We start from the raw sequence: 20,201 nt of genomic DNA on the forward strand, positions 1-20,201 counted from the left end.
GGATCTTTGCTAGTTCACTCGTGGATTTCAGGACTTGAACTCGGCGGTGGCGAACCGCTCGTCGGTGAGCGGGCTGGCCTGCACCCCGATCACGTCCTCAGCGAAGACGATCGCCGGCGGGGAGTGCGAGACCGGCACACCCGGCAGGAACTCCATGATGTCGGCGTTCAGGTCCTGGTACAGCTCGTAGCGGGCCTCGATGTTGGCGGTGCCGTCGGCCTCGACGAACTTGGCGAACAGGTCCGGGTTGTCGTAGCCCCACTCGTCCTTCGGCCGGTCGAAGAACGTACCGATGAAGTTGTAGGCGTCGCCGTAGTCACCGGTCCAGCCGAGCAGGTGCAGGTCGTGCGCGTTACCGGAGGTGGTGGCGTTGAGATAGTCCGGCGACCACTTCAGCGGGATCGGTTCGACGGTGATCCCGGCCTCCCGCAGGTCTGCGGCAAGCAGCTCGAAGATGTCCTTCGGGTTCGGCATGTACGGCCGGGTGACCTCGGTCGGGTAGTGGAACCGCAGCGTCAGGTCCGAGTGGCCGGCCTCGGCCAGCAGCTCCTTGGCCTTCGCCACGTCGTAGTCGTAGGTGGTGACGCCGGAGTTCCAGCCCTCGATGGTCGGCGGGACGAACTGGGTGGCGACCTCGGCCCCCGGCGGCATCTTCGAGTCGACCAGCGCCTGACGGTTCAGCGCGTGGGCGATCGCCTGCCGGACCCGGATGTCGGCCAGCGCCGGGTTGCCCTGCTGGTTCATCGCCAGGTAGAGAACGTTGAACGCCGGGCGGGTGAGCACGTTGAAGCCGTCGTCCTTGAGCGGCTGCACGTCGGCCGGGCCGACCAGGTCGTAGCCCTGGATGCCGCCGTTGCGCAGCTCCTGCTTGCGGGCGTTCTCGTCGGAGATGGTCCGGAAGATCAGCGTCTTGACCTTCGCCTTCTCACCGGCGTAGTCGTCGTTGCGGACCAGGGTGAGGGTCTTGTTGGCGATGTCCCAGCTGTCGAACTTGAACGGCCCGGTGCCGGTGGGGTGCTCCAACGCGTACGCCGGGTAGGAGATGTCGTCGGCGCTGCCGGTCACGTCGCTGGCGTTGTGCTCCTCCAGCGCCGCCGGCGAGTGGATGGAGAACGACGGCAGCATCAGGGCCGCCGGGATCTTGCTGGACACCCGGGTGAACGCCAGGTCCACGGTGGTGTCGTCGACCACGGTGCACGACTTGAACAGGCTCTCCGGCAGGTCTTCGCTCTCGTTGTTGGCGAAGCCGCCCATCACGTCCTGCCAGTAGGCGGTGACGTCGGGGCTCTGCATCAGGCCGGTCGCGTTGTACCAGCGGTCGAAGTTGACACAGACCGCCTCGGCGTTGAAGTCGGTGCCGTCGTGGAACTTGACGCCGGACTTCAACTTGAACGTCCACACTGTACCGGTTTCGTCCGGCGTCCAGCTCTCGGCCAGACCAGGTGTGATCGCCGTACCGCCCTCCTCGGGACGGACCAGGGTCTCGAACATCTGCCGGGCCACCCGCAGCGACTCGCCGTCGCTGGCGAAGCTGGGGTCGAGGACCTTCGGGTCACCGGCTACGCCGAAGACCAGGGTGGCATCACTGGAGTCGCCGGAGTCGTCACGCTCGCTCTCGGCGCAGCCGGCTAGGGCCAGCGCCGCGACCGCGACGGCCGCGATGGCGGCCTTCGGCCTGGGTGCACGCATGGGTGCTTCACCTCGTCCTTTGGGTACGGACAACGTAGTGACGGGGGTCACCGATGGCGAGACCTTAGCCGGGGTTCGGCGCGACCGGAAACCAGCCGGAACGCGGTTGGTACCGGATCGTGTCTTAACTGTCCCGTCAACGACGATCGAACCTTACAGCGCCGATGATAGGCCAGATATGTCCAAAATTGGGCTATACCAAGTTGTTACATGTTTCGTGTGTTTCGCCGGCCCGGTGTCAGACCGAACGTCGGCCTTCGAACGCCCGGCCCAAGGTGATCTCGTCGGCGTACTCCAGGTCGCCGCCGACCGGCAGGCCACTGGCCAACCGGGACACCGCGATCCCCATCGGCTTCACCATCAGCGCGAGATAGGTTGCGGTCGCCTCACCCTCGGTGTTCGGGTCGGTGGCCAGGATCAGCTCCTTGACGGTCCCCGAGCCCAACCGCAGCATCAGCTCACGGATCCGCAGGTTGTCCGGGCCGACCCCCTCCAACGGATTGATCGCCCCACCGAGCACGTGGTAGCGCCCCCGGAACTCACCGGTGCGCTCGATCGCCACGACGTCCTTCGGCTCCTCGACCACACACAGCACGTCGTCACTGCGCCGCTGGTCACGGCAGATCCGGCAGTGCTCGGTCTCGGCCACGTTGAAACACACCGTGCAGAACTTGACCAGGTCCTTGACCCGGCGCAGCGCGGTGGCCAGCCGGGTGACGTCCGCCGGGTCGGCGGAGAGAATGTGGAACGCGATCCGCTGGGCGCTCTTCGGCCCCACGCCGGGCAACCGGCCCAGCTCGTCGATCAGGTCCTGGATAGCGCCTTCGTACATCTGCGGCGGCTCAGAACCCGGGTAGCCCGAGACCGCCGAGGCCGCCCGTGACCGGGCCCATCTTCTCCTCGGTCAGCTTGCGGACCTCGTCGTTGCCGTTACGGACCGCGGCCAGCACCAGATCCTCCAGCGTCTCCACGTCCGCCGGGTCCACCGCACTGGGGTCGATCTTGATCGACCGGATCTCGCCGACGCCGGAAAGGGTCACCGTGACCAGCCCCCCGCCGGCCACACCGGTGACCTCCGCCTCGGCCAACTCGGCCTGGGCGGTCGCCATCTGCTGCTGCATCTTCTGCGCCTGCTTCAGCATCTGCTGCATGTTGGGCTGTCCACCGGGGCGCACGGCACCGCTCCTTCGATCAGTGTGGCCGGACCGTGGCCAGCCTAGTCCGTCCCGCCGAATCCGCAGCGCCCGGCACGAAAGCCGCACACCTGGTCACCGCGAATCCGTCTTGGTCACCGCGAATCGATCTCGCCGATCTTTTCCGCGCCGAGCGCCTGACGCAGCAACTGCATCGCCTGCTCCTCGCTGCTCTGCCGGGCGGTCTGCTCGTCCACCACCTCGTCCAGCGGCTCGTCACCCGGGTCGAAGCCCTCATAGACGGGGCCGCGCGGCGGACCGGACGCGGCGCCGGACCGCACCGGCCCGTCGTAGTCCGGGTCGTACGGCGGCTCCTCGGCGGACGACCCGTCGGCCCAGACACCGCCCCCCGCCGACGGTGCCGGTCGGCCCGCCGTCGCGGTCGCCGGCCGACCGACCGACCGCGACGCCGGGCCGTTCTGCTGCCCCGGGCCGCTCTGCTGCGTCGGTGCCGACCGTTGTCCCGGCCCAGGGCCGGTGGACGCGCCCCCACCACCCGGCCGGGCGCCGTTAGCGGCCTGCCGGGTGCCGCCCGGCGGTGGGCCACTACCGGACGGGCCGTCGTTCACCGGCGGGGCGTTGCCGCCGCCCGGTCGGGCCGGTTCGGGCCAGTCGGAGTCGTCACCGCCGCCGGCCGGCTGGCGACCACCCGGGCGGCTCGCACCCGGCCGGCCGGCAGCCCCGCCACCCGACGCCGCCGCGCGGGCAGCGCTGGCCGCCGCCGACCGGGTGGCGGCCGGCGGACCGGCGGTGGCCGGACCGTTGGCAGGTGGGCCGGCAGCCGGCGACACCGGGCCCGACCGGGCGGCGCTGGCCCGGGCCGGACCGGACGCCGCACCGGCGGTTTCGCAGCGGATCTGCCACCGGACCCCGAGCGTCTCGTAGACGGCTTCGAGCAGCAGGTCCGGCGAGGCGGACAGCATGGTGGCGTGCACGCTGTGCCGGAAGGTGAGCACCAGCACGTCGCCGTCGACCTCGCGTACCGTCGCCTCCCGGACCACTGCGGCGGCCCGCTTGCTCCGGTTGCCGACCATGGCGAGGATCTGGTCCCAGGACCGCCGGACGGTTGCCGCGTCGAGCGCGCCCGGCGCGGCCGGGGCCGGCTGCGGTTCGGCGACGGCCGGGTCGGGCATCACCGCTTCCGGCGGTACGGCCGGCGCGGCGGCCAGTGGTCGCTCAACCGCCGGCGGCGCGGCCGGCACCTCAGCAGCGGGCGGCGGTGCGGCGGGAGCGGCAGGCGGTGCGGCGGGTGCCGCCGACGGCGCCGCCGGTGCAGCTGCGGCGGCGACCGGCGGCGCGGCAGCGGGAGCGGCGGCCACCGGCACGCCGGCTGCCAGCCGACGCTCCATCCGCTCCATCCGCTGCAGCAGCGCCCCGGTCGACTCCTCGGCCCCGGGCAGCAGCATCCGAGCGCAGACCAGCTCCAGCAGCAGCCGTGGGGCGGTGGTGCCGCGCATCTCCACCAGGCCGTTGTGCACCGTGTCGGCGCACCGCGACAGCGTCGCCGGGCCGAGCCGCTCAGCCTGGGCGGTCATCCGGTCGATCTGGTCGGGCGGCCCGTCGATCAGCCCCTTGCTGACCGCGTCCGGCACCTGCTGCAACACGATCAGGTCCCGCAACCGCTCCAACAGGTCGGAGGCGAAGCGGCGGGGATCGTGCCCGGCCTCGGCGACCCGGTCGACGGTCGCGTAGGCGGCGGCACCGTCGCCGGCGGCGAGGGCGTCGCACATCTCGTCCAGCAGGGCGCTGTCGGTGACGCCGAGCAGGGCCACCGCCCGTGGGTAGCTGACCCCCTCCGGGCCGGCACCGGCGATCAACTGGTCGAGCACCGAGAGGCTGTCCCGGGCGCTGCCGCCGCCGGCCCGCACCACCAGCGGAAAGACCGCCGGGTCGACCTTGACGCCCTCGGCGGAGCAGAGCTGCTCCAGGTACGGCCGCAGCACCCCCGGCGGGATCAGCCGGAACGGGTAGTGGTGGGTCCGCGACTTGATCGTGCCGAGGACCTTCTCCGGCTCGGTGGTGGCGAAGATGAACTTGACGTAGTCCGGCGGCTCCTCGACCAGCTTGAGCAGCGCGTTGAAGCCAGCCGACGAGACCATGTGCGCCTCGTCGATGACGTAGATCTTGAACCGGCTGCTGGCCGGCGCGAAGAAGGCGCGTTCGCGCAGCTCACGGGCGTCGTCAACGCCGCCGTGGCTGGCCGCGTCGATCTCGATGACGTCGATCGAGCCGCCGCCGTCGGCAGCCAGGGCGCGGCACGAGTCGCACTTGCCGCACGGCTCCGGCGTCGGCCCCTGCTCGCAGTTGAGCGAGCGGGCCAGGATCCGGGCGCTGGAGGTCTTGCCGCAACCGCGCGGCCCGGAGAAGAGGTACGCGTGGTTGAGCCGCCCGGTCCGCAACGCCTGCGACAGCGGCTCGGTGACGTGCTCCTGACCGATGACCTCGGCGAACGTCCTCGGCCGGTACTTGCGGTAGAGCGCCAGTGCCACCCTCACCGCCTCCTCTCGACCAGGCAGGTTCCACGCCGGGAGCCATTCTGCGCGGGCGGGGCGGCGACCGCCACCCCCGGGGGTGCGGGTCCCCCTGCCAGCCCGGAGACGAAAGGGCCCCCCGTGCACCCGCCAGAGCTCGCTTATCCTTGCTGCCTTCCGGCCCTGGGGAGGTTCACGAGATGCACGCCGCACGAGGGGTTGGCCCCACTGTACCCCGGGCGGTGGGCGGCCGTCGGCGACCCCGGCCCGTGCTGACCGCCACGTCCGCAGCCTGTATCGTGTCGTGCGGAGGATTCGCCTAGAGGCCTAGGGCGCACGCTTGGAAAGCGTGTTGGGTTCACACCCTCACGAGTTCGAATCTCGTATCCTCCGCTCACTGAGCAGCCACAACGCCGTTGGCCGGTCCCTGAGGGGACCGGCCAACGGCGTTCGTACACCTCTTCGTCTGGGCACTGCCTGCTGCTGCACGACGAACTCAGCCACCGACGTTCAAGATCATTCCGTGCATGGTCCGTGTCGCGGGTGACCCTGCCGCCTGGTCTGCGGCGGAATCGGTTCACCAGACTGGCAGTCGCGCCACGACCCACAAATGTACGGCGGCCCAGGCCGTCACCGCCAGTCCGCCGGTGCGACCGATCACCGGGTAGGGGTACATCCGAGCACTCTCGACCAGGGCGAGAACCCGCCGTTGCGTCGGCGCGGCATCCGCCACGATGAGCTCATGGAGCCCGACGGTGGGCAGGAACGCCTGGACCGCCAGCCAACAGACGTAGCCAACCATCAGCACACTGACCACCACCCAGCCCAGCAACCGAGGATCGGCGACCACCTCGCCGGGCCCGGTCAGCAGCAGTAGGCCGACCAGTGCGGCGGTCACGCCCATACCCGCAAGTAGCAAGGCCCACCACGCGGTCCGATGGTGCACCGCTGCCAGATCAAACAACTCTGCGTTGGTTGCCGCCCTCGATGCGTCATCGCTCAGGGACCGGTACGCAGCCACCCTGGTGAGAGCCGCAGCCGGCACCAGCAGCGCACCGCCGACGGCTAACCAGACCGACACCCTGGTGCGCGACTCGCCCCACTCCACACTGGTCGACTTTAGGCCCACCCTTCTCAGCCGGCTCGACAAGCTCGTGCCACCGGCGGCTGCAGGCACATGATCGGATGCGTCCCAGCTGACCGTCTCCGGCGTGTCGCGTCGATGGAGCGCAGTGGTTCATGAGCCTACTCAGCAGGTTTCGTAGCTGCTGCCCGCACGGGACCGGCCAGCGGCGTTCGCACAGCTCTTCGTCTGGAGTATCAGCATCCGACCCTGCTGCCGGGTCAGGTCACGACCCCGCCGGTACGCGGTAGCCGAGCAGCTGACCATAGGTCATCAGCGGACGCAGCGTCGGAGTGAGCATCGTCGGCTCCGACGACCACCGATGCCCACGGTTGCCGTCCAACCGCCGCTCCCGGGCCGCCGCACGCTCCCGGGCCAGCCCGGCCAGCCGCTTCGACGCCGCCGACCGCCCGTCCCGCCGCTCCCGCCACCGCACCACCAGCTCACGAAACATCTCGACAATCACTGCTCTCTCCACTCAAGGTTGTTCTCCGCGCCGGGGCAGTCGAAAAAGTCCCTGGCGTTGCACGAATATCTCCCGCCGCTCGGCGGCATCGCCGGATTTGTCGATCACGTAACCCGTGACCCAGAGCCAGCCCTCGTACGTCGGCTTGGGGTCGACCGAGATGACCCGGAACCGCAGCCTGCGCTCACCAGCGAACTGCACACTGGCCTCACCGCCGACCACCAGCACGTCACCCGGCCTCGGCTCGGGCGTACGGAGCAGCCGACTACTACCCGCCACGCCGATCCGCCAACGGGTACGTCGTACGCCCACAGTCCGGACACCATCGAGACTTGACCTTGAACGACCACAGCCCGGCGCAGAAGCCCAGCAGCGCCGCGCTGAACAGCGCCCCGACATCCCACATCGATGGATTCCTCTCGCAAGGGAAGACCTTTCCGATCGGTCACGCGTCGTCAGTCGTCGAACGCCACCGGCTCGCCGCCGTTGGCCTGCCACCGGGCAAGGACCTCGGCAAGGATCCGGCGGGCACCGACCTCACCGTGCTCGGCCTTCAGATCCTCGAAACTCCACCGCAGCGTGAGAGCCACCTCGGCCGCTTCATCGGTCCCGCACTCACGGGTGACGTCAGCGTCGTCGGCGGCGCTTGGACCGGGCCCAGTCCAGCGATCCTCATCCATCGGCGTCATGCTTCAAGAGTGGGCCACGACCATCAAACATGTCAACGGTAGCAACGGGTACAAGTTGCTGCCATTGCTAAGCTTGACAGAGTAGCGTTCGCGGCATGAGACTGGTGGCTTTGGGCGAGATCCAGGCGCTCATGGGTGGCATCAGCCGTCAGCGCACCCAGACCATCGTCAACCGGCCAGACTTCCCGAAGCCACTCGATACGCTCACCGTCGGCCGGATCTGGGCACGCGAAGAGGTCGTCGCCTGGATCAAACAGAACCGGCCGTTTCAAGAAGAAGCGCTTTGACGATTCCCGACGTGCGTGGTCGGCCATGTGCTGACATCGGCCAGCTATAGCCGCCGAGTTGGACCAGCGCCATGCGGGTCAACCACGAGCACGCCCGCAGCGGCGCCTTCGCCCACTTAGCCCGCCTACGACTCCGACAGCCACGGGGCACCATGATCCACAGCACTCCAGCTGGTCAGGCCGCGGCGTGTCGAGTCGAAGAGACGCTGTGGATCACTGCTTCGCGCTCTTCGTCTCGGTTATTGGTCTCAGCGTCGGCGGAGTTGTCCGCAGGGTCAGCGAGGCGACGCGCTCGGCGGGTCGGCCAGTGGCTCCTCCGCCGTTGACGAGACACCCGGCTCCACTTCCACCGGCAGCGCCGGGTCGGCCGACGAAGAGACATCGATCGCCGGGCCGGGAGGGGCCGAGGCCGGCGAGCGAGGCGGGGTGGACGGGGTCGACGTCGGCGGGCGGTCCGGTGCCGGGGTGGAGGGCGGGACCGGCGGGGCGGTCGCCGGCTGCTCCGGTACGGCAGTCGGCGACGAGTAGCCCGGTTCGATCGGAGCCTCGTGCCGACCGGACGACAACGCGTTCACCGTGCCGATGCCGAGCGTCACGACCACGAGCACGGCCAGTCCGCTGCCGGCCGTCGCGGCGATCCGACGGCGGCGGCGTGCCCGCTGCCCGGCGGCGATCAGGGCTTGTGGGGTCAGCCGGTGCGGCGGCGCGGCGGCCGCTCGGACCTCGATGAACGCTGAGGTCAGGTCAGATTCGTTCACTGGCTTCGCCCCCCTACGGCCAAGTCGTCGGGCAGAAGTTCGCGCATTCGCTGCAAGCCGCGAGCGCATTGACTCTTCACGGTGCCGACCGAGCAGCCGAGGGCTTCGGCGGCCTCGACCAGGCTCAGGTCCTCCCAGTACCGCAGCACCAGCGCGGCCCGCTGCCGCCTCGGCACCTTGGACAGCGCCCAGAGGATCAGCATCCGTTGCTCCGGTGCCGGCGGTGACTCAGCCCGCGGCTCGGGAGGTGCGCTGGTCAGCCGCTCGAGCTTGCGCCACAGCCTGCGCCGCTCGTTCAGATAGGTACGGGTGACGATCTCCCGTACGTAGGCGTTGATGGGTTCCGTCCGGTCGACCCGCTCCCACGCCAGGTACAGGCGGACGAATGCCGCCTGCGCCAGGTCCTCCGCCTCGTGCCAGTCACCGCAGAGCAGGTACGCGGTGAAGCGCACCTGCTCTGCGTGGGTCGCGACGTACTCGCTGAACCCGGCGTCCTTTTCATGCGAACCGTTCGTCAACGGCAGCACTTCTCCTCAGGAACAGGGGGACCTGCGCCGGATCCTGCGCTCGGGTCCCGCGACACGGACCTGACCGGGCTACTTGGCGGGAACTGCCGTCGGCGCCGCTGGGACCGGAGCCGCCGCAGGCGGAGGCGACACCTCCACCGGCGGGGCCGACACGTCGACCGGCAGAGCCGGAGCAGCTGTCGGCGCGATCGGCGCGTCCTCCGCTGGCGGCGGCGTGGCCGGAATCGCCACCGGCGGGGCCGACACGTCCACCGGCGGAGCCATCACCGCCGTGGCCGGATCCTCAGCCGGCGGAGCCGACACCGGCGGAGCCGACGTGGCCGTGACAGTCGGCCTTGGCGGCGGCCCCGATGACTCGGAGGACATCGCGGCTATCGCCGGCACCGCGTAGGTCAGCGCGGCAGCCACCCCTAGCAGCGCGAACACGACGGGCTTCTTCGACAAAGTGGCCTCCTTGACGGTCGGACCGGCGGCTGCCGGTCCCCTTCCGCCCTTTCCCACACGGCTGCGCCCCGGGAGGTTGCACGTCATGCCGCAATCGTCGTCGACGCACGAAAACCGCAGCCTCGAAGTGTCGACGGCTGCGACCCGGCCATAGCGTGATGGCGTGCGGGCGTGCGAGATGGCGGCGTACCGGTCCTGCGCGCCCCCGTACGGCCAGCGCGGGTTGAGAGCGGTTGGATGCCCCGCGCGAGGTGGAACGCGCCTCAGGTCACGCCAGTTCGCGGGTCATGAACGCGCTGTTGGGATCGTCGACGTAGGCGCCGAAGGGCGGGCAGGGGACGAAGCCCGCCTTCGCGTACAACGTCCTCGCCGGGACGAAGAAGTCCATGCTTCCGGTCTCCAGCGAGATACGGCGGATGCCGCGTCGTCGCGCGTCCTCGATGAGGTGGTCGAGGACGCGCGCGGCGATGCCCTGGCCACGTCGTCGCGGATCCGTCCGCATGCTCTTGATCTCCTCGTGCGCCGGCTCCACCTCGGCCAGGGCACCCGTGCCCACCAGTTCGCCACTCATCCGGGCGACCCACAGCCGGACGCCCGGTGCCCGCAGCCCGGAAAGATCCAGCGCGTGTCGGCTCTCGGCAGGCGCCGTTGGCGCGAGTTCGTCGAGATGTGCCTGCAGGAAGACGCCGAGCTCCGGATCAGCGAAGTCGGCGCGCTCGATACTCAGCCGCATGGTGGAGATCCTGCCGTGCCCGTGCCGGTCAACCCACACCGAACCGGGCGAGCGGCTCGACCAGCTCGCGTTCCTCGTAGGACAGGTGAGACAGCAGGGTGTCGGTGAGCAGGTCGACGGCGGCCTTGACGTCGCCGATCCGGTCCGGCTCGCTGACCAGGGCGACCAGCGCCCGGTCGACCCGTTCCAGCACGCCGTGGATGACGTGGTGTTCCTCCGACAGCCGGTCGACCACCGGGGCGAGTCCCGGGTCGGCGCGGCGCAGCTGCGGCAGCATGCCGATGTCCTCGATGGTGTGGTGGGTGGTCACCAACCGGCAGTACGACTCGCAGTAGGCGCCGAGGGTCCAGTTGTTCTGCCGCATGGTCATCGTGTTGATGTGCGCTCGGGCACCGCCGGCGGTCATGGTGCCGGCCGCGACCTGGTCGATCAGGTCACGCACGGTCCGCAGCTCCTCGCGCAGATGATCGTGTACGTCGATCAGGTGCTGCCCGGCGGCCCGCTGGGCGGGACTGTAGGTCAGCGTCGGGTCGGGTGGCGGGGCGGTCGGCCGGGTCGACTCGTCCCAGACGCGTTCAGCGCTGAGCCGTACCCCGTCGTCGGGGGTGGGGGTGATGCCGGCGGCTGCGGCGGCCGGGGCGGCGGGAACCGAACCCGCTGCTGCGGCGCTCCGGCCGGCGGCGACCAGGTCGCGGACCGCCGGCACCACCTCGGCGGCGAACCGGCGGATCATGTCCGGATCGTCACTGGCCAGCAGGTAGCCGCTGAAGCCCTGCTCCAGGGTCAGTCCGGCGAGCTGCTCGGCCCAGTCGGCCGGCGTACCGGTGAGGAATCCGTCGCCGCTGCCGAACGTACCGCTGATGTTGTAGAGCCGGCGGACCGCACCGGGGTCCCGCCCCGCCTGCCGGGCCGCCGCGTCGATGGCCGCGTTCATCGCCGGCAGCTGCTCCGGCGGCGCGTACGGGCTGCTGGGCAGCCAACCGTCGGCAAGCCGACCGGTGACCCCGAGCATCCGCTTCTTGTACGCACCCAGCCAGATGCCGATGGGGTGGGCGGGCGCCGGCCCCGGGTGCACGCCCCGTACCCGGTGGTGCCGGCCATCGACCTTGACGGTGCCGCCGTCGGCGTCCCAGACCGAGCGAATGATCTCGATGCCCTCCGCCAGCGCTTCGACGCTCTCGGCCGGGGTGAGCCGGCCACCGCCCATCGCCGCGATGGCGTCCCAGAAGGCACCGGCCCCGAGGCCCAGCTCGACTCGGCCGCCGCTGAGCAGGTCGAGGCTGGCCGCGCTGCGGGCCAGCATCGCCGGCTGCCGCAGCGGCAGGTTGGCGACGTTCGGCGCGACCCGGACCCGGGTGGTGCGGGCGGCAATCACCGACAGCAGGGTCCAAGTGTCCAGGAACCGGGCCTGGTACGGGTGGTCCTGCACGGTCACCAGGTCGAGCCCGGCCTCCTCGGTCAACTGGGCCAGCGCCAGGGCCCGGTCGGCCTGCTCGGCGACCGGCGTGATGAAGGTGCCGAACAGCAGGTCGTGTCCGTAGTCAGCCATGTCGTTCGCTCCCCGCGACAGCAGTCATGCGTTCGGATCACAAGATAGTCTGCTGAGCAGACGATCGGCACTGTGACTCTTCTGACGTGAGGATGGTCAGTCGGTGCAGACGAGCCGGCGATAAGCTCGGCGTATGCCTCGTCCCGGTGAACGCACGGGTCCGGGTCCGGCCCGCGCCGCTGGCGGTGGCGACCTCGGCTGGGCGCTGGGCGTGGTCTTCCGGGCGTACGTCAAGAGCAGCGGCGCCGTGCTGCACGACCTGCCCGGCGGGCCGCGCGGCCATCAGGTGCTGGCGGCGGCGGTCGAGGCCACGCCGCAGAGTCAGATCTCGCTGGCCCGTCGGCTGGGCATCGACAAGACGGTGATGACCTACCTGATCGACGATCTGGAGCGCGCCGGGCTGGTCGAGCGGCGGGCCAACCCGGACGACCGCCGGCACAAGACCATCGTCGCGACCGACCGCGGGCACCAGGTCTGGTCGGCGACCCGGGACCGGCTGGAGCAGGCCGAGGGGCACCTGCTCGGGTCACTGCGGCCGACCGATCGCGAGGCACTGCGGTCGCTGCTGTTCCAGCTGGCCGACCAGGCACAGGCCGTCGATCCGGTTGTCGACACCTGCCAGATCGTGTCCGACATCGCCGCCGACGGCCAGCCGCACGAGCCAACGGACGGCCAGCCGCACGAGCCAACGGACGGCCAGCCACACTGAGGTACAGCTCCAGCTCGGCCCACACCCGTCCGTCAGACCTGCAGCATGGCGGACGGAGGAGCCCATCGATGCGCCGATCAGACAACAGCCTGCTGCCGTTCTATCTGGTCGTCGACGTCTCGGTGTCGATGGCGGCGGACGGCAAGTTGGAGGCGGTGAACGAGATCGTGCCGGCGCTCGTCGACGCATTGGCGCTGCACCCGGTCGTCGCGGCCCGGGTACGGTTCGGGCTGATCGACTTCTCCGACCACGCGGAGGTCCGGCTCCCGCTCGGTGACCTGCTGGCTCCCGGGCTGGTTTCGCCGAACCTCACCGTACGCGGCGGCACCTGCTACGAGTCGGCGTTCACGACCACGCGGGACGAGATCGAGTCGGACATGGCACGGTTCGCGGCCAGCGGAGAGAGCACGCACCGGCCGACCGTCTGGTTCATCAGCGATGGCCGGCCCACCGACTTGCGGTCCGCCTGGCGGGCGGCGTTCGCCGAGCTGACCTCGTCCGGCGCCCGCCCGAGCGTCATCGCCTGCGGCGTGGATGAGGCGGATCCCCGGATCATCCGGTCGCTGGCCCATCCGGCGACCGGATCGGGACGGATGGCGTCGTACCTGATGGTGCCCGGCTCCGATCCGGCCCGGACGATCACCGGGATCGCACAGGTGCTCGTCGCCAGCGTCGTCCGGTCCGGCTATCGCGCGGCCGGCGACGTAGGACCGGTCCTGCCCGACGGGCCGGATCTGCCGCCCGGGGTGCAGCGGTTCGACCCCGCCGACTTCGGGTGACGGTGGCCTCGGCTGCGGGCGACGGCGGCCCGGCCCGACTCGGACCAGCTACGATGATCTTGTACGGTGATCTTGATTGTCGTCGGGCCGTCCACTGAACGGCCAAGGTCGGCTGTCCGTCAGGTTCGGATATGATCCGAACTATTGACATTGTCCGAGGGGCACACCAATTCCGGAGTACGGGGCCAACGATCGCGACGGAGGTCTCGATGATCGACGATCGATCCGGCGGACCGGTGCCCGATGACGGGCTACCAGCCGAAACCCGACAACGGATGATCGAACTACTCGCCGCCGAGTTCGGCGCGGCGTGGCAGGCCGCTGTGGCCGGCGGTGCGGACCCTGACGAGTTGGCCGAGTACGTCGACGACCGCCGTCGTACCGTGGAATCGATTCCGGAGCCGGACGACCGCGACGATTGTCGTTAGCCCAGACAACACAGCGCAACGGCACACCATCGCCTCCGGCCGACCGGACCGGCATTTTCCGGTGACCACTGAGTCAGCATCGGCCACCGAATACGATGTGACACGCGGCGGCTGCTGACAGTCCCCATTACTCGCGCCACCATGGACACATGGCGACGGCGTACGCATCTGCGCAGTTTCCGGCAGCGGGTGGATCTTTCATCGGCCGCGCCGCGGAGCGCGCCCGGCTGACCGGGCTGCTGACCGAGGCGGCGGGCGGTGCCGCCGCGACGGTCTTCGTCGGCGGTGAGGCGGGCGTCGGAAAGAGCCGGCTGCTCGAGGAGTTCGCCGCCGAGGCCCGCTCGGCGGGCCGCACCGTACTGCGCGGCGCCTGCATCAACCTGGGCACCGGCGCGGTGCCGTACGCCCCGTTGATCGACGCCCTGCGCCGAATCGTCCGGGAACTCGGTGAGCAGCGGGTACGCGAGCTGGGCGGCCCGTCCTACGCCGAACTCAGCCGACTGGTGTCGGACTTCACCGGAGTCGCGCCCCTCGGCGAGTCGACCGCACAGCTACGGGTGTTCGGCGCGGTACTGCGGATGCTCGACCACTTCGGCGCGCACGCGCCGACCGTACTGATCTTCGAGGACCTGCACTGGGCCGACCCATCCACCTTGGACCTGGTCTCCTATCTGGCCCGGGCGCAGACCGACGAGCGGATCCTGCTGGTGCACAGCTACCGGTCCAACGACCTGGACCGGCGGCATCCGCTGCGGACACTGCTCGCCGAACCGGACTTCATCCGCCGGATTCACTGGCTGGAGCTGGCCCGGTTCACCCGCGCCGAGCTGGACCGGTTCCTGACCGCGTCGGCCGGCGACCCGGTGGACCGGTCGCTGCTGGACCGGTACTACGAACTGTCCGACGGAAACGTGTTCTTCGCCGAGGAACTGGTGGTCTCCGGGGTGTTGACCGATCCCGCGTCCACCCGACTGCCCAATTCACTGAGCGAGATCATGCTGTCCCGGGTCGAACTGCTCGACGACGCCGCGGCCGACGTGCTGCGAGCCGCAGCGGTCGCCGGGCGGCGAGTGAGCCACCGGCTGCTGGCAGCCGTCTGCGACCTGCCCGACCAGCAACTGATCAAAGCGCTGCGGCAGTGCGTCGCCCAGCACGTTCTCACCATCGACGCCGCCGACGACACGTACGTTTTCCGGCATGCCCTGCTGCGCGAGGCGGTCTACCAGGAACTGCTGCCGGGTGAGCGGGTCGGGCTGCACCGCGCGCTCGCCACCGCCCTCACCGCGGACCCGGGGTTCAGCCTCGCCGAGGATCTCACCGCAGCGGCCGAACTGGCCTACCACTGGTACGAGGCCAGAGCACTACCGGAGGCGCTGACCGCCGCCGTGCGTGCCGGCGAGATGGCGGTACGGGTCCACGCGTTCCGCGAAGCCGAACAGCACTACCAGCGGGTGCTCAGCCTGTGGTCGCGGGTCGACGATCCGCAGCGACGCACCGGCCAGCCGCGTTGGCGGGTGCTGGCCGCCGCCGCCGACGCCGCCCGGTGGGGCGGTCGGGTCGAGCAGGCACTGGAACTGATCCGCGCCGCGATCGCCGAGGTGGACCGGGCCGCCATCGCCGAGAGGGACGCCGCCCCCCGCGACGCGGGTGAACTGCTCGAACGCCTCGGCAACTACCTCTGGGAAGCCGGTGAGTACGGCGATTCGCAACAGACCTACCGGGCGGCGGCGCGGGCGCTGGCCGAGCAGCCGCCGAGCGCGGTGAGCGCTCGGGTACTGGCCGCTGTGGCGATGGCCGAGGTACGCGAGGGCCGGTACGCCGAGGGCGCGCGGGAAGGTGCCCACGCGGTCGAGCTGGCCCGGGCGGTGCCGGCTCGGGCCGAGGAGGGCCGCGCGCTCAACACCCTCGGCATGGCGTTGACCATGCTCGACCAGCCCGCCGACGGCATGGCCAAGGTACGCGAGGCACTGCGGATCGCCGAGGAGGTCGACCACCTCGAGGACCTGTTCCGGGCGTACGGCAATCTCGCGGTGGCGCTGGAGCACGTGGGGCGGCTGACCGACTCGGTCCAGGTCGCCCTCGACGGGCTGAAGGTGGCCCGCGCACGCGGTCTGGAGCAGGCCCGCGGCGCCGGCGTGCTGGCCAACAACGCCGCCGCGACACTGGTACTGCTCGGCCGATGGGACGAGGCGGCCGCGGTGCTGGACGACGTGCTGCGGGCCAGGCCGCTGCGGGGCACCCTCTACCCCCGGCTGACCCTGGCCGAGATCCGGCTCGCTCAGGGGTCCTTCGACGCGGCCGCCGATCTGCTGGCCGGCGTCCAACTCGTGGACCGGCCGACCACCGACCCCCGGTTCGTCGGACCGCTGTACGCCTGTCTGGCGGAGCTCGCCCTGTGGCGCGACGACCTGACCGGGGCGGATGAGGCGGTGCGAGCCGGCCTGGCCGTGCTGGAGGGCCAGGCCAACGTCCTGGAGCTGACCCGGATGTACGCCGTCGGGCTACGGGCCGCCGCCGACGAGTGCGAGCTGCTGCGCACGCAACCCGAGCGCGACCCGGTCCGGTTGTCGGCGGTTGTCGCGTACGCCGAACGGTTGGCCGACCAGGCGGCGGTGCCGGCCGAGGGCCCGGACCTCCCAAAGGCTGACCAGCCGGCTCCGCCGCCAGCCGACCAGGCTGGGGTTTCACAGGTACGGGTATGGCGTGACCTCTGCCTGGCCGAGCTCGCCCGGGCCCGAGGCACCGCCGACCCCGAGGCCTGGGCGGCGGTGGCCCGTGGCTGGTCGATGCTCGGTCGGTCCTACCCGGCCGGCTACGCCTACTGGCGGGAAGCCGAGACCGCGCTCGCCGCCGCCGACCTGACCCGCGCCGGATCGGCCGCCCGGTCGGCCTGGCAGACGACCGAGCCGCTGCCGGCCGGGCCGCTGCGTACCGAGATCGAGGCGATGGCCCGTCGGGCCCGGATCACCCTCGACCCGGAGCCGCCGGAGCCAGCCGCCGACACCGCCGACACCGCCGGGCCGGCAGTACGACCGTTCGGTCTCACCGCCCGCGAGTTGGAGGTGCTGTGTCTGCTCTGCCTGGGCAGGACCAACCGGGAGATCGCCACCGAACTGTTCATCACCGAACGCACGGCGGGTGTCCATGTGTCCAACCTGCTCAGGAAGATGGCGGCCAACAACCGTAATGCCGCCGCCTCGATGGCTCATCGGCTCCGGCTCTGCGCCGATCGGGATTCCGGATAGACCTCCGTACGGAGTCCTCGCACCGAACGTACCGGTGGATCGTCCTGTCAGGTCGGAGCCGATCGCCGGCGGGCGAGCCGAAAGTGACCGTACGCAAAAGATCGTAGGCACTGAGTGATGACGCCACCGGCGCCCGACCCGTAAAGTCCACACCGGATCTGCTGAGCGACCTTTTAGGGGGTAGCGGTGACGCGGAGAGCATTGCTGGTCGGTTCTCAGACCAACGGCCTCACCGGGGTGCACAACGATGTCGAAACGATCGCGGCGGCGCTCGATGGGCGCGGGTTCACCATTTCCTGTCTTACCGGCGACGATGCCACCCGCGCCGGCATCCTCGCTGGCTACGAGAAACTGATCGGACAGAGCACGGCGGACGACACTGTCCTGATCTACTACAGCGGTCACGGCGGATACGCGTCCGCACCGGATCCGGCCAGCGACGACCCGGCCGGTCAGGACCCGGCCAGCGACGAACCGGCCAGCCAGCCTACGCCCGACCGGCGACCGGCCGACCTGCAGTTCATCGTGCCCACCGACTACTCCCCATCCACTGAGGATGAATTTCGGGGCATCACCTCGGTCGAGCTGTCAGTGCTGCAGGCCCGACTGACCGAGGTGACGCAGAACGTGGTGGTGGCCTTGGACTGCTGCCACGCCGCCCACCAGTCCCGCGACCCCGACCTGCGGGTCAAAGGCCTGGATCGGCAGTCGACCACCCGGTACGAGCAGATCAGCCGGCACCTGGCGGCGCTGCGCCGGGACGGGCTCGCGGTCGACCGGCGGGTAGTGACCGGCGACCCGTACTCGGTGCGGCTGGTGGCCTGCGCCCCCGAGCAGTCCGCCTACGAGTACCGCAACGGTGCCGGGCTGCGCACCGGGATGTTCACCGAGGCGCTGATCCAGGCACTGGCCGCCGCCGAGAACCTTCCGGTGACCTGGTTCACGCTGATGGAGACGGTACGTCGCCAGGTGCTGCGCCGGGCGTCGAACCAGCGACCAGAGGTGGAAGGGCCGTCCCGCCGACTGCTGTTCTCACTCCAGGAGACGGACCCGATCGCCGGCCTGCCGGTGGCCGCCACTCCCGACGGCCGGGTGGTCCTGCCCGGCGCCCCGCTGCTCGGCGTCGAGCTCCACGACGAGTTCACCGTGATGCCGGCCGAGCTGCCGGTCGACGAGGAGACCAGCGTCGGCACCGCCGTCGTCGACCGGCTCGGGGCGCTGGCGGCACAGGCCGAGCTCACCCTGCGTACCGGCTGGTCCGAGGTGCCGACGACGGCCCGGGCGTACCGGACCCGCAGCGCCGCGCCCGCGCTGCCGGTCCGGGTGACCGACCCGGACGCCGCCGACCTGGTCGCCGCGATCGGTACCAGCACCCTGGTCCGGCTGGCCGATGCGGACGAGCCGTGCACCGTGGAGGTCCGGCCCGATCGGGCCGGCAACTACCAGATCCACGACCGGACCGGTCCGCTGCACAGCCCCCGACCGGCCGGGCCGGGCACCGCCGCCCGGCTGCTCACCGACCTGGAACGGGTCGCCCGCGCCACCGGGCTGCGGGCCCTCGGTGAAGACCCCCGGTGCGCTCTCGACACCCCGTTGACCTTCGAATGGGGCCGGGTCGTCGACGGCGTCGAGGTGCCGATGCGGTCCGCCGGCGAGGTCGTGCACGACGGCGACCAGGTGTACGTGCGGGTGCGCAACGGCGGCACCGAGGCGGTCTACGTGTCGCTGCTCGACATCGGTGTCTCCGCCCGGATCGAGAATCTCACCAACTTCGCGCCGTCCGGGTTCCGGCTCGAGCCCGGCGAGAAGTACCTGGTGGGGTACGACGCCCTGAGCGGGGTGCTGCGCGGCGTGCGGCTGAACTGGCCGGCCGGCATCGTGCCGGCGGCCGGGCGGCCGGAGACAATCCTGCTGATCGCCACTTCGCGACCGCAGGACGTCGGGCTGCTCCAGCAGGACGGCATCCGCACCGCCAAGAGCCCCGTCCCACGCCGCGACCAGTCGCCGCTGGAGCGGGCCCTCGACCAGCTGGGCAGCGGCGGTATGCGGGAAATGTCCAACGAGTTCGCCCCGGAGGTGCGCTACGCGCTGCGTACCATCGAGTTCAGCTTGAGCCCGACGGCGCGGCCGCCGGCCGAGTCGGTGCGGTTCCTGATCGACGAACGCCCGGACCGGTCGCGGCTGCTGTTCCGGGCCCGTGGCGGCGCGGCGCGCACCGTCGCGGTCCGGCTGGACGAGGTGCTGGTGCACCGCAACCGGGCGCTGCGCAGCGCCGACATACGGGTCGACGCGGTGGTGCTCACCGGCACCGCCGACGACGACGGGGCGGTGCCGTACCGGGCGGAGACGGCGCGGTTCCGCAACGTCCGCGACGGAGACCGGCTGCCGTTGGACCGGATGCTCGTCTACCACGGTCGGGCGGTGGACTACCTGGACCTGGCGGTCTGGGTGTCCCGGGACACCGGGGACAGCCGGGCACTGAGCGACCTGCTGCGCGACGAACTCAACGGTCCGGCCTTCCAGGCCGCCGGGGCAAACCTGCTCGGGCTGGCCGTGGCCGCCCCGCAGGCCGCCGCCGCAGTCGCCACGATCGGGGCGGGTGCCGTGGTCGTCAACCTGGCGTACCGGCTGCTGCTGGACGCGGTCGGCGACAGCATCGGCCTGTACCGCACCTCCCTGCTGGCGACCGAGGAATTCGGCGTCGGCCGGCACCCGGCCGTGGGAAATCTGCGGGCGCAGGATTTCTCGTTCTCGTACACGATCGAAACGGTCGACTGACCAACGCCTCCGCCGGGCCACCGGTACGCAATTCATCTAATTACGCCCGGTGCCCCGGCGGTGCTGAAATATCCGTACGGACAACAGACTGAAAGGTGGAAATCATGGCTCGCAAGCGTGTGATCGTCGACGGGTCCGAGTGGGAGATCCCCGAGTCGAACCTCGACCCGGTCCTCGCCAGCATCCAGACCGCCATGGAAACCGGTTCGGTGGTCAAGCTGGAGCTGCTGGACGGGGCCAGCCGGCCGGTGACGGTCTACCTCAACGGTCGGACCGCGGTGACCGTGGTCGTGGACCTCGGTCTCGACCCCCGCCCGAGCGAGATGTCCTGAT

At 70.6% G+C, this 20,201-nt stretch carries 20 protein-coding genes, 1 tRNA gene and 1 other RNA gene; 8 read left to right on the plus strand and 14 right to left on the minus strand.

Annotated elements, in window-relative coordinates; translation table 11 throughout:
- Window positions 1-27: 27 nt before the first annotated feature.
- The 5 genes from ACN27J_RS17625 to ffs form a co-directional block, all read right to left on the minus strand.
- A complete protein-coding gene (locus ACN27J_RS17625) occupies window positions 28-1,689 on the minus strand; it encodes an ABC transporter substrate-binding protein (RefSeq protein ID WP_421367485.1) in 1,662 nt (553 codons plus the stop codon).
- Between the two features lie 238 nt (window positions 1,690-1,927).
- The gene (gene recR, locus ACN27J_RS17630) at window positions 1,928-2,521 is read right to left on the minus strand and encodes a recombination mediator RecR (RefSeq protein WP_123603876.1); all 594 of its coding nucleotides are present in this window, start codon (window positions 2,519-2,521) and stop codon (window positions 1,928-1,930) included.
- A 10-nt stretch (window positions 2,522-2,531) separates the two neighbouring features.
- Window positions 2,532-2,840, minus strand: a complete 309-nt coding sequence (locus ACN27J_RS17635) for a YbaB/EbfC family nucleoid-associated protein (protein WP_233606442.1) — start codon at window positions 2,838-2,840, stop codon at window positions 2,532-2,534.
- 137 nt (window positions 2,841-2,977) lie between these two features.
- Entirely contained in the window at window positions 2,978-5,371 is a 2,394-nt protein-coding gene (locus tag ACN27J_RS17640) for a DNA polymerase III subunit gamma and tau (protein ID WP_421367488.1), read from the minus strand.
- Window positions 5,372-5,483: 112 nt separating this feature from the next.
- An RNA gene (gene ffs, locus ACN27J_RS17645) (signal recognition particle sRNA small type) lies at window positions 5,484-5,574 on the minus strand.
- An 87-nt stretch (window positions 5,575-5,661) separates the two neighbouring features.
- Between ffs and ACN27J_RS17650 the strand changes: the two genes are divergently transcribed.
- Window positions 5,662-5,746, plus strand: a tRNA-Ser gene (locus ACN27J_RS17650).
- A gap of 184 nt (window positions 5,747-5,930) precedes the next feature.
- On the opposite strand, the gene ACN27J_RS17655 is transcribed toward ACN27J_RS17650, so the two are convergent.
- The 4 genes from ACN27J_RS17655 to ACN27J_RS17670 form a co-directional block, all read right to left on the minus strand.
- A complete protein-coding gene (locus tag ACN27J_RS17655) occupies window positions 5,931-6,251 on the minus strand; it encodes a hypothetical protein (protein WP_421367491.1) in 321 nt (106 codons plus the stop codon).
- 451 nt (window positions 6,252-6,702) lie between these two features.
- A complete protein-coding gene (locus tag ACN27J_RS17660) occupies window positions 6,703-6,942 on the minus strand; it encodes a hypothetical protein (RefSeq protein WP_421367493.1) in 240 nt (79 codons plus the stop codon).
- 12 nt (window positions 6,943-6,954) lie between these two features.
- Entirely contained in the window at window positions 6,955-7,254 is a 300-nt protein-coding gene (locus tag ACN27J_RS17665; protein WP_421367495.1) for a hypothetical protein, read from the minus strand.
- A gap of 143 nt (window positions 7,255-7,397) precedes the next feature.
- The gene (locus ACN27J_RS17670) at window positions 7,398-7,622 is read right to left on the minus strand and encodes a hypothetical protein (RefSeq protein ID WP_421367497.1); all 225 of its coding nucleotides are present in this window, start codon (window positions 7,620-7,622) and stop codon (window positions 7,398-7,400) included.
- Window positions 7,623-7,726: 104 nt separating this feature from the next.
- On the opposite strand from ACN27J_RS17670, the gene ACN27J_RS17675 reads away from it, so the two are divergent.
- Entirely contained in the window at window positions 7,727-7,918 is a 192-nt protein-coding gene (locus ACN27J_RS17675; protein WP_278172106.1) for a hypothetical protein, read from the plus strand.
- Window positions 7,919-8,193: 275 nt separating this feature from the next.
- On the opposite strand, the gene ACN27J_RS17680 is transcribed toward ACN27J_RS17675, so the two are convergent.
- The 5 genes from ACN27J_RS17680 to ACN27J_RS17700 form a co-directional block, all read right to left on the minus strand.
- Complete coding sequence (locus ACN27J_RS17680; protein ID WP_421367499.1) at window positions 8,194-8,676, minus strand: hypothetical protein; 483 nt, start codon at window positions 8,674-8,676, stop codon at window positions 8,194-8,196.
- Complete coding sequence (locus ACN27J_RS17685; RefSeq protein WP_421367502.1) at window positions 8,673-9,203, minus strand: SigE family RNA polymerase sigma factor; 531 nt, start codon at window positions 9,201-9,203, stop codon at window positions 8,673-8,675. The genes ACN27J_RS17680 and ACN27J_RS17685 overlap by 4 nt, the downstream gene beginning before the upstream one ends.
- Before the next feature lie 69 nt (window positions 9,204-9,272).
- Window positions 9,273-9,647, minus strand: coding sequence for a hypothetical protein (locus ACN27J_RS17690; protein WP_421367505.1), 375 nt, complete (start codon window positions 9,645-9,647; stop codon window positions 9,273-9,275).
- 268 nt (window positions 9,648-9,915) lie between these two features.
- Window positions 9,916-10,380 (minus strand): GNAT family N-acetyltransferase, encoded by a 465-nt coding sequence (locus tag ACN27J_RS17695; RefSeq protein ID WP_421367506.1) that lies wholly within the window; start codon window positions 10,378-10,380, stop codon window positions 9,916-9,918.
- Window positions 10,381-10,408: 28 nt separating this feature from the next.
- On the minus strand, window positions 10,409-11,929 hold the full coding sequence (locus ACN27J_RS17700; RefSeq protein ID WP_421367508.1) for an LLM class flavin-dependent oxidoreductase: 1,521 nt from the start codon (window positions 11,927-11,929) through the stop codon (window positions 10,409-10,411).
- A 133-nt stretch (window positions 11,930-12,062) separates the two neighbouring features.
- On the opposite strand from ACN27J_RS17700, the gene ACN27J_RS17705 reads away from it, so the two are divergent.
- The 6 genes from ACN27J_RS17705 (at window position 12,063) to ACN27J_RS17730 (ending at window position 20,200) form a co-directional block, all read left to right on the plus strand.
- The gene (locus tag ACN27J_RS17705; protein WP_421367510.1) at window positions 12,063-12,638 is read left to right on the plus strand and encodes a MarR family winged helix-turn-helix transcriptional regulator; all 576 of its coding nucleotides are present in this window, start codon (window positions 12,063-12,065) and stop codon (window positions 12,636-12,638) included.
- A 68-nt stretch (window positions 12,639-12,706) separates the two neighbouring features.
- The gene (locus ACN27J_RS17710) at window positions 12,707-13,417 is read left to right on the plus strand and encodes a vWA domain-containing protein (protein WP_421367513.1); all 711 of its coding nucleotides are present in this window, start codon (window positions 12,707-12,709) and stop codon (window positions 13,415-13,417) included.
- Between the two features lie 209 nt (window positions 13,418-13,626).
- Window positions 13,627-13,845, plus strand: coding sequence for a hypothetical protein (locus tag ACN27J_RS17715; RefSeq protein ID WP_278172148.1), 219 nt, complete (start codon window positions 13,627-13,629; stop codon window positions 13,843-13,845).
- 149 nt (window positions 13,846-13,994) lie between these two features.
- Window positions 13,995-17,090, plus strand: coding sequence for an AAA family ATPase (locus tag ACN27J_RS17720; RefSeq protein ID WP_421367516.1), 3,096 nt, complete (start codon window positions 13,995-13,997; stop codon window positions 17,088-17,090).
- Between the two features lie 186 nt (window positions 17,091-17,276).
- Window positions 17,277-19,868, plus strand: coding sequence for a caspase family protein (locus ACN27J_RS17725; RefSeq protein WP_421367518.1), 2,592 nt, complete (start codon window positions 17,277-17,279; stop codon window positions 19,866-19,868).
- 104 nt (window positions 19,869-19,972) lie between these two features.
- On the plus strand, window positions 19,973-20,200 hold the full coding sequence (locus ACN27J_RS17730; protein WP_278172155.1) for a hypothetical protein: 228 nt from the start codon (window positions 19,973-19,975) through the stop codon (window positions 20,198-20,200).
- Window position 20,201 lies beyond the last annotated feature (1 nt).

Source organism: Solwaraspora sp. WMMB762 (genome assembly GCF_049179115.1).
Classification (GTDB): Bacteria; Actinomycetota; Actinomycetes; order Mycobacteriales; family Micromonosporaceae; genus Micromonospora_E.

Coding starts and splice junctions, on each gene's coding strand:
- ACN27J_RS17695 (WP_421367506.1), bottom strand. CDS start 10,380: ATGCGGCTGAGTATCGAGCGCGCCGACTTCGCTGATCCGGAGCTCGGC.
- ACN27J_RS17730 (WP_278172155.1), top strand. CDS start 19,973: ATGGCTCGCAAGCGTGTGATCGTCGACGGGTCCGAGTGGGAGATCCCC.
- ACN27J_RS17670 (WP_421367497.1), bottom strand. CDS start 7,622: ATGGATGAGGATCGCTGGACTGGGCCCGGTCCAAGCGCCGCCGACGAC.
- ACN27J_RS17715 (WP_278172148.1), top strand. CDS start 13,627: ATGATCGACGATCGATCCGGCGGACCGGTGCCCGATGACGGGCTACCA.
- ACN27J_RS17625 (WP_421367485.1), bottom strand. CDS start 1,689: ATGCGTGCACCCAGGCCGAAGGCCGCCATCGCGGCCGTCGCGGTCGCG.
- ACN27J_RS17705 (WP_421367510.1), top strand. CDS start 12,063: ATGCCTCGTCCCGGTGAACGCACGGGTCCGGGTCCGGCCCGCGCCGCT.
- ACN27J_RS17710 (WP_421367513.1), top strand. CDS start 12,707: ATGCGCCGATCAGACAACAGCCTGCTGCCGTTCTATCTGGTCGTCGAC.
- recR (WP_123603876.1), bottom strand. CDS start 2,521: ATGTACGAAGGCGCTATCCAGGACCTGATCGACGAGCTGGGCCGGTTG.
- ACN27J_RS17720 (WP_421367516.1), top strand. CDS start 13,995: ATGGCGACGGCGTACGCATCTGCGCAGTTTCCGGCAGCGGGTGGATCT.
- ACN27J_RS17635 (WP_233606442.1), bottom strand. CDS start 2,840: ATGCAGCAGATGCTGAAGCAGGCGCAGAAGATGCAGCAGCAGATGGCG.
- ACN27J_RS17700 (WP_421367508.1), bottom strand. CDS start 11,929: ATGGCTGACTACGGACACGACCTGCTGTTCGGCACCTTCATCACGCCG.
- ACN27J_RS17675 (WP_278172106.1), top strand. CDS start 7,727: ATGAGACTGGTGGCTTTGGGCGAGATCCAGGCGCTCATGGGTGGCATC.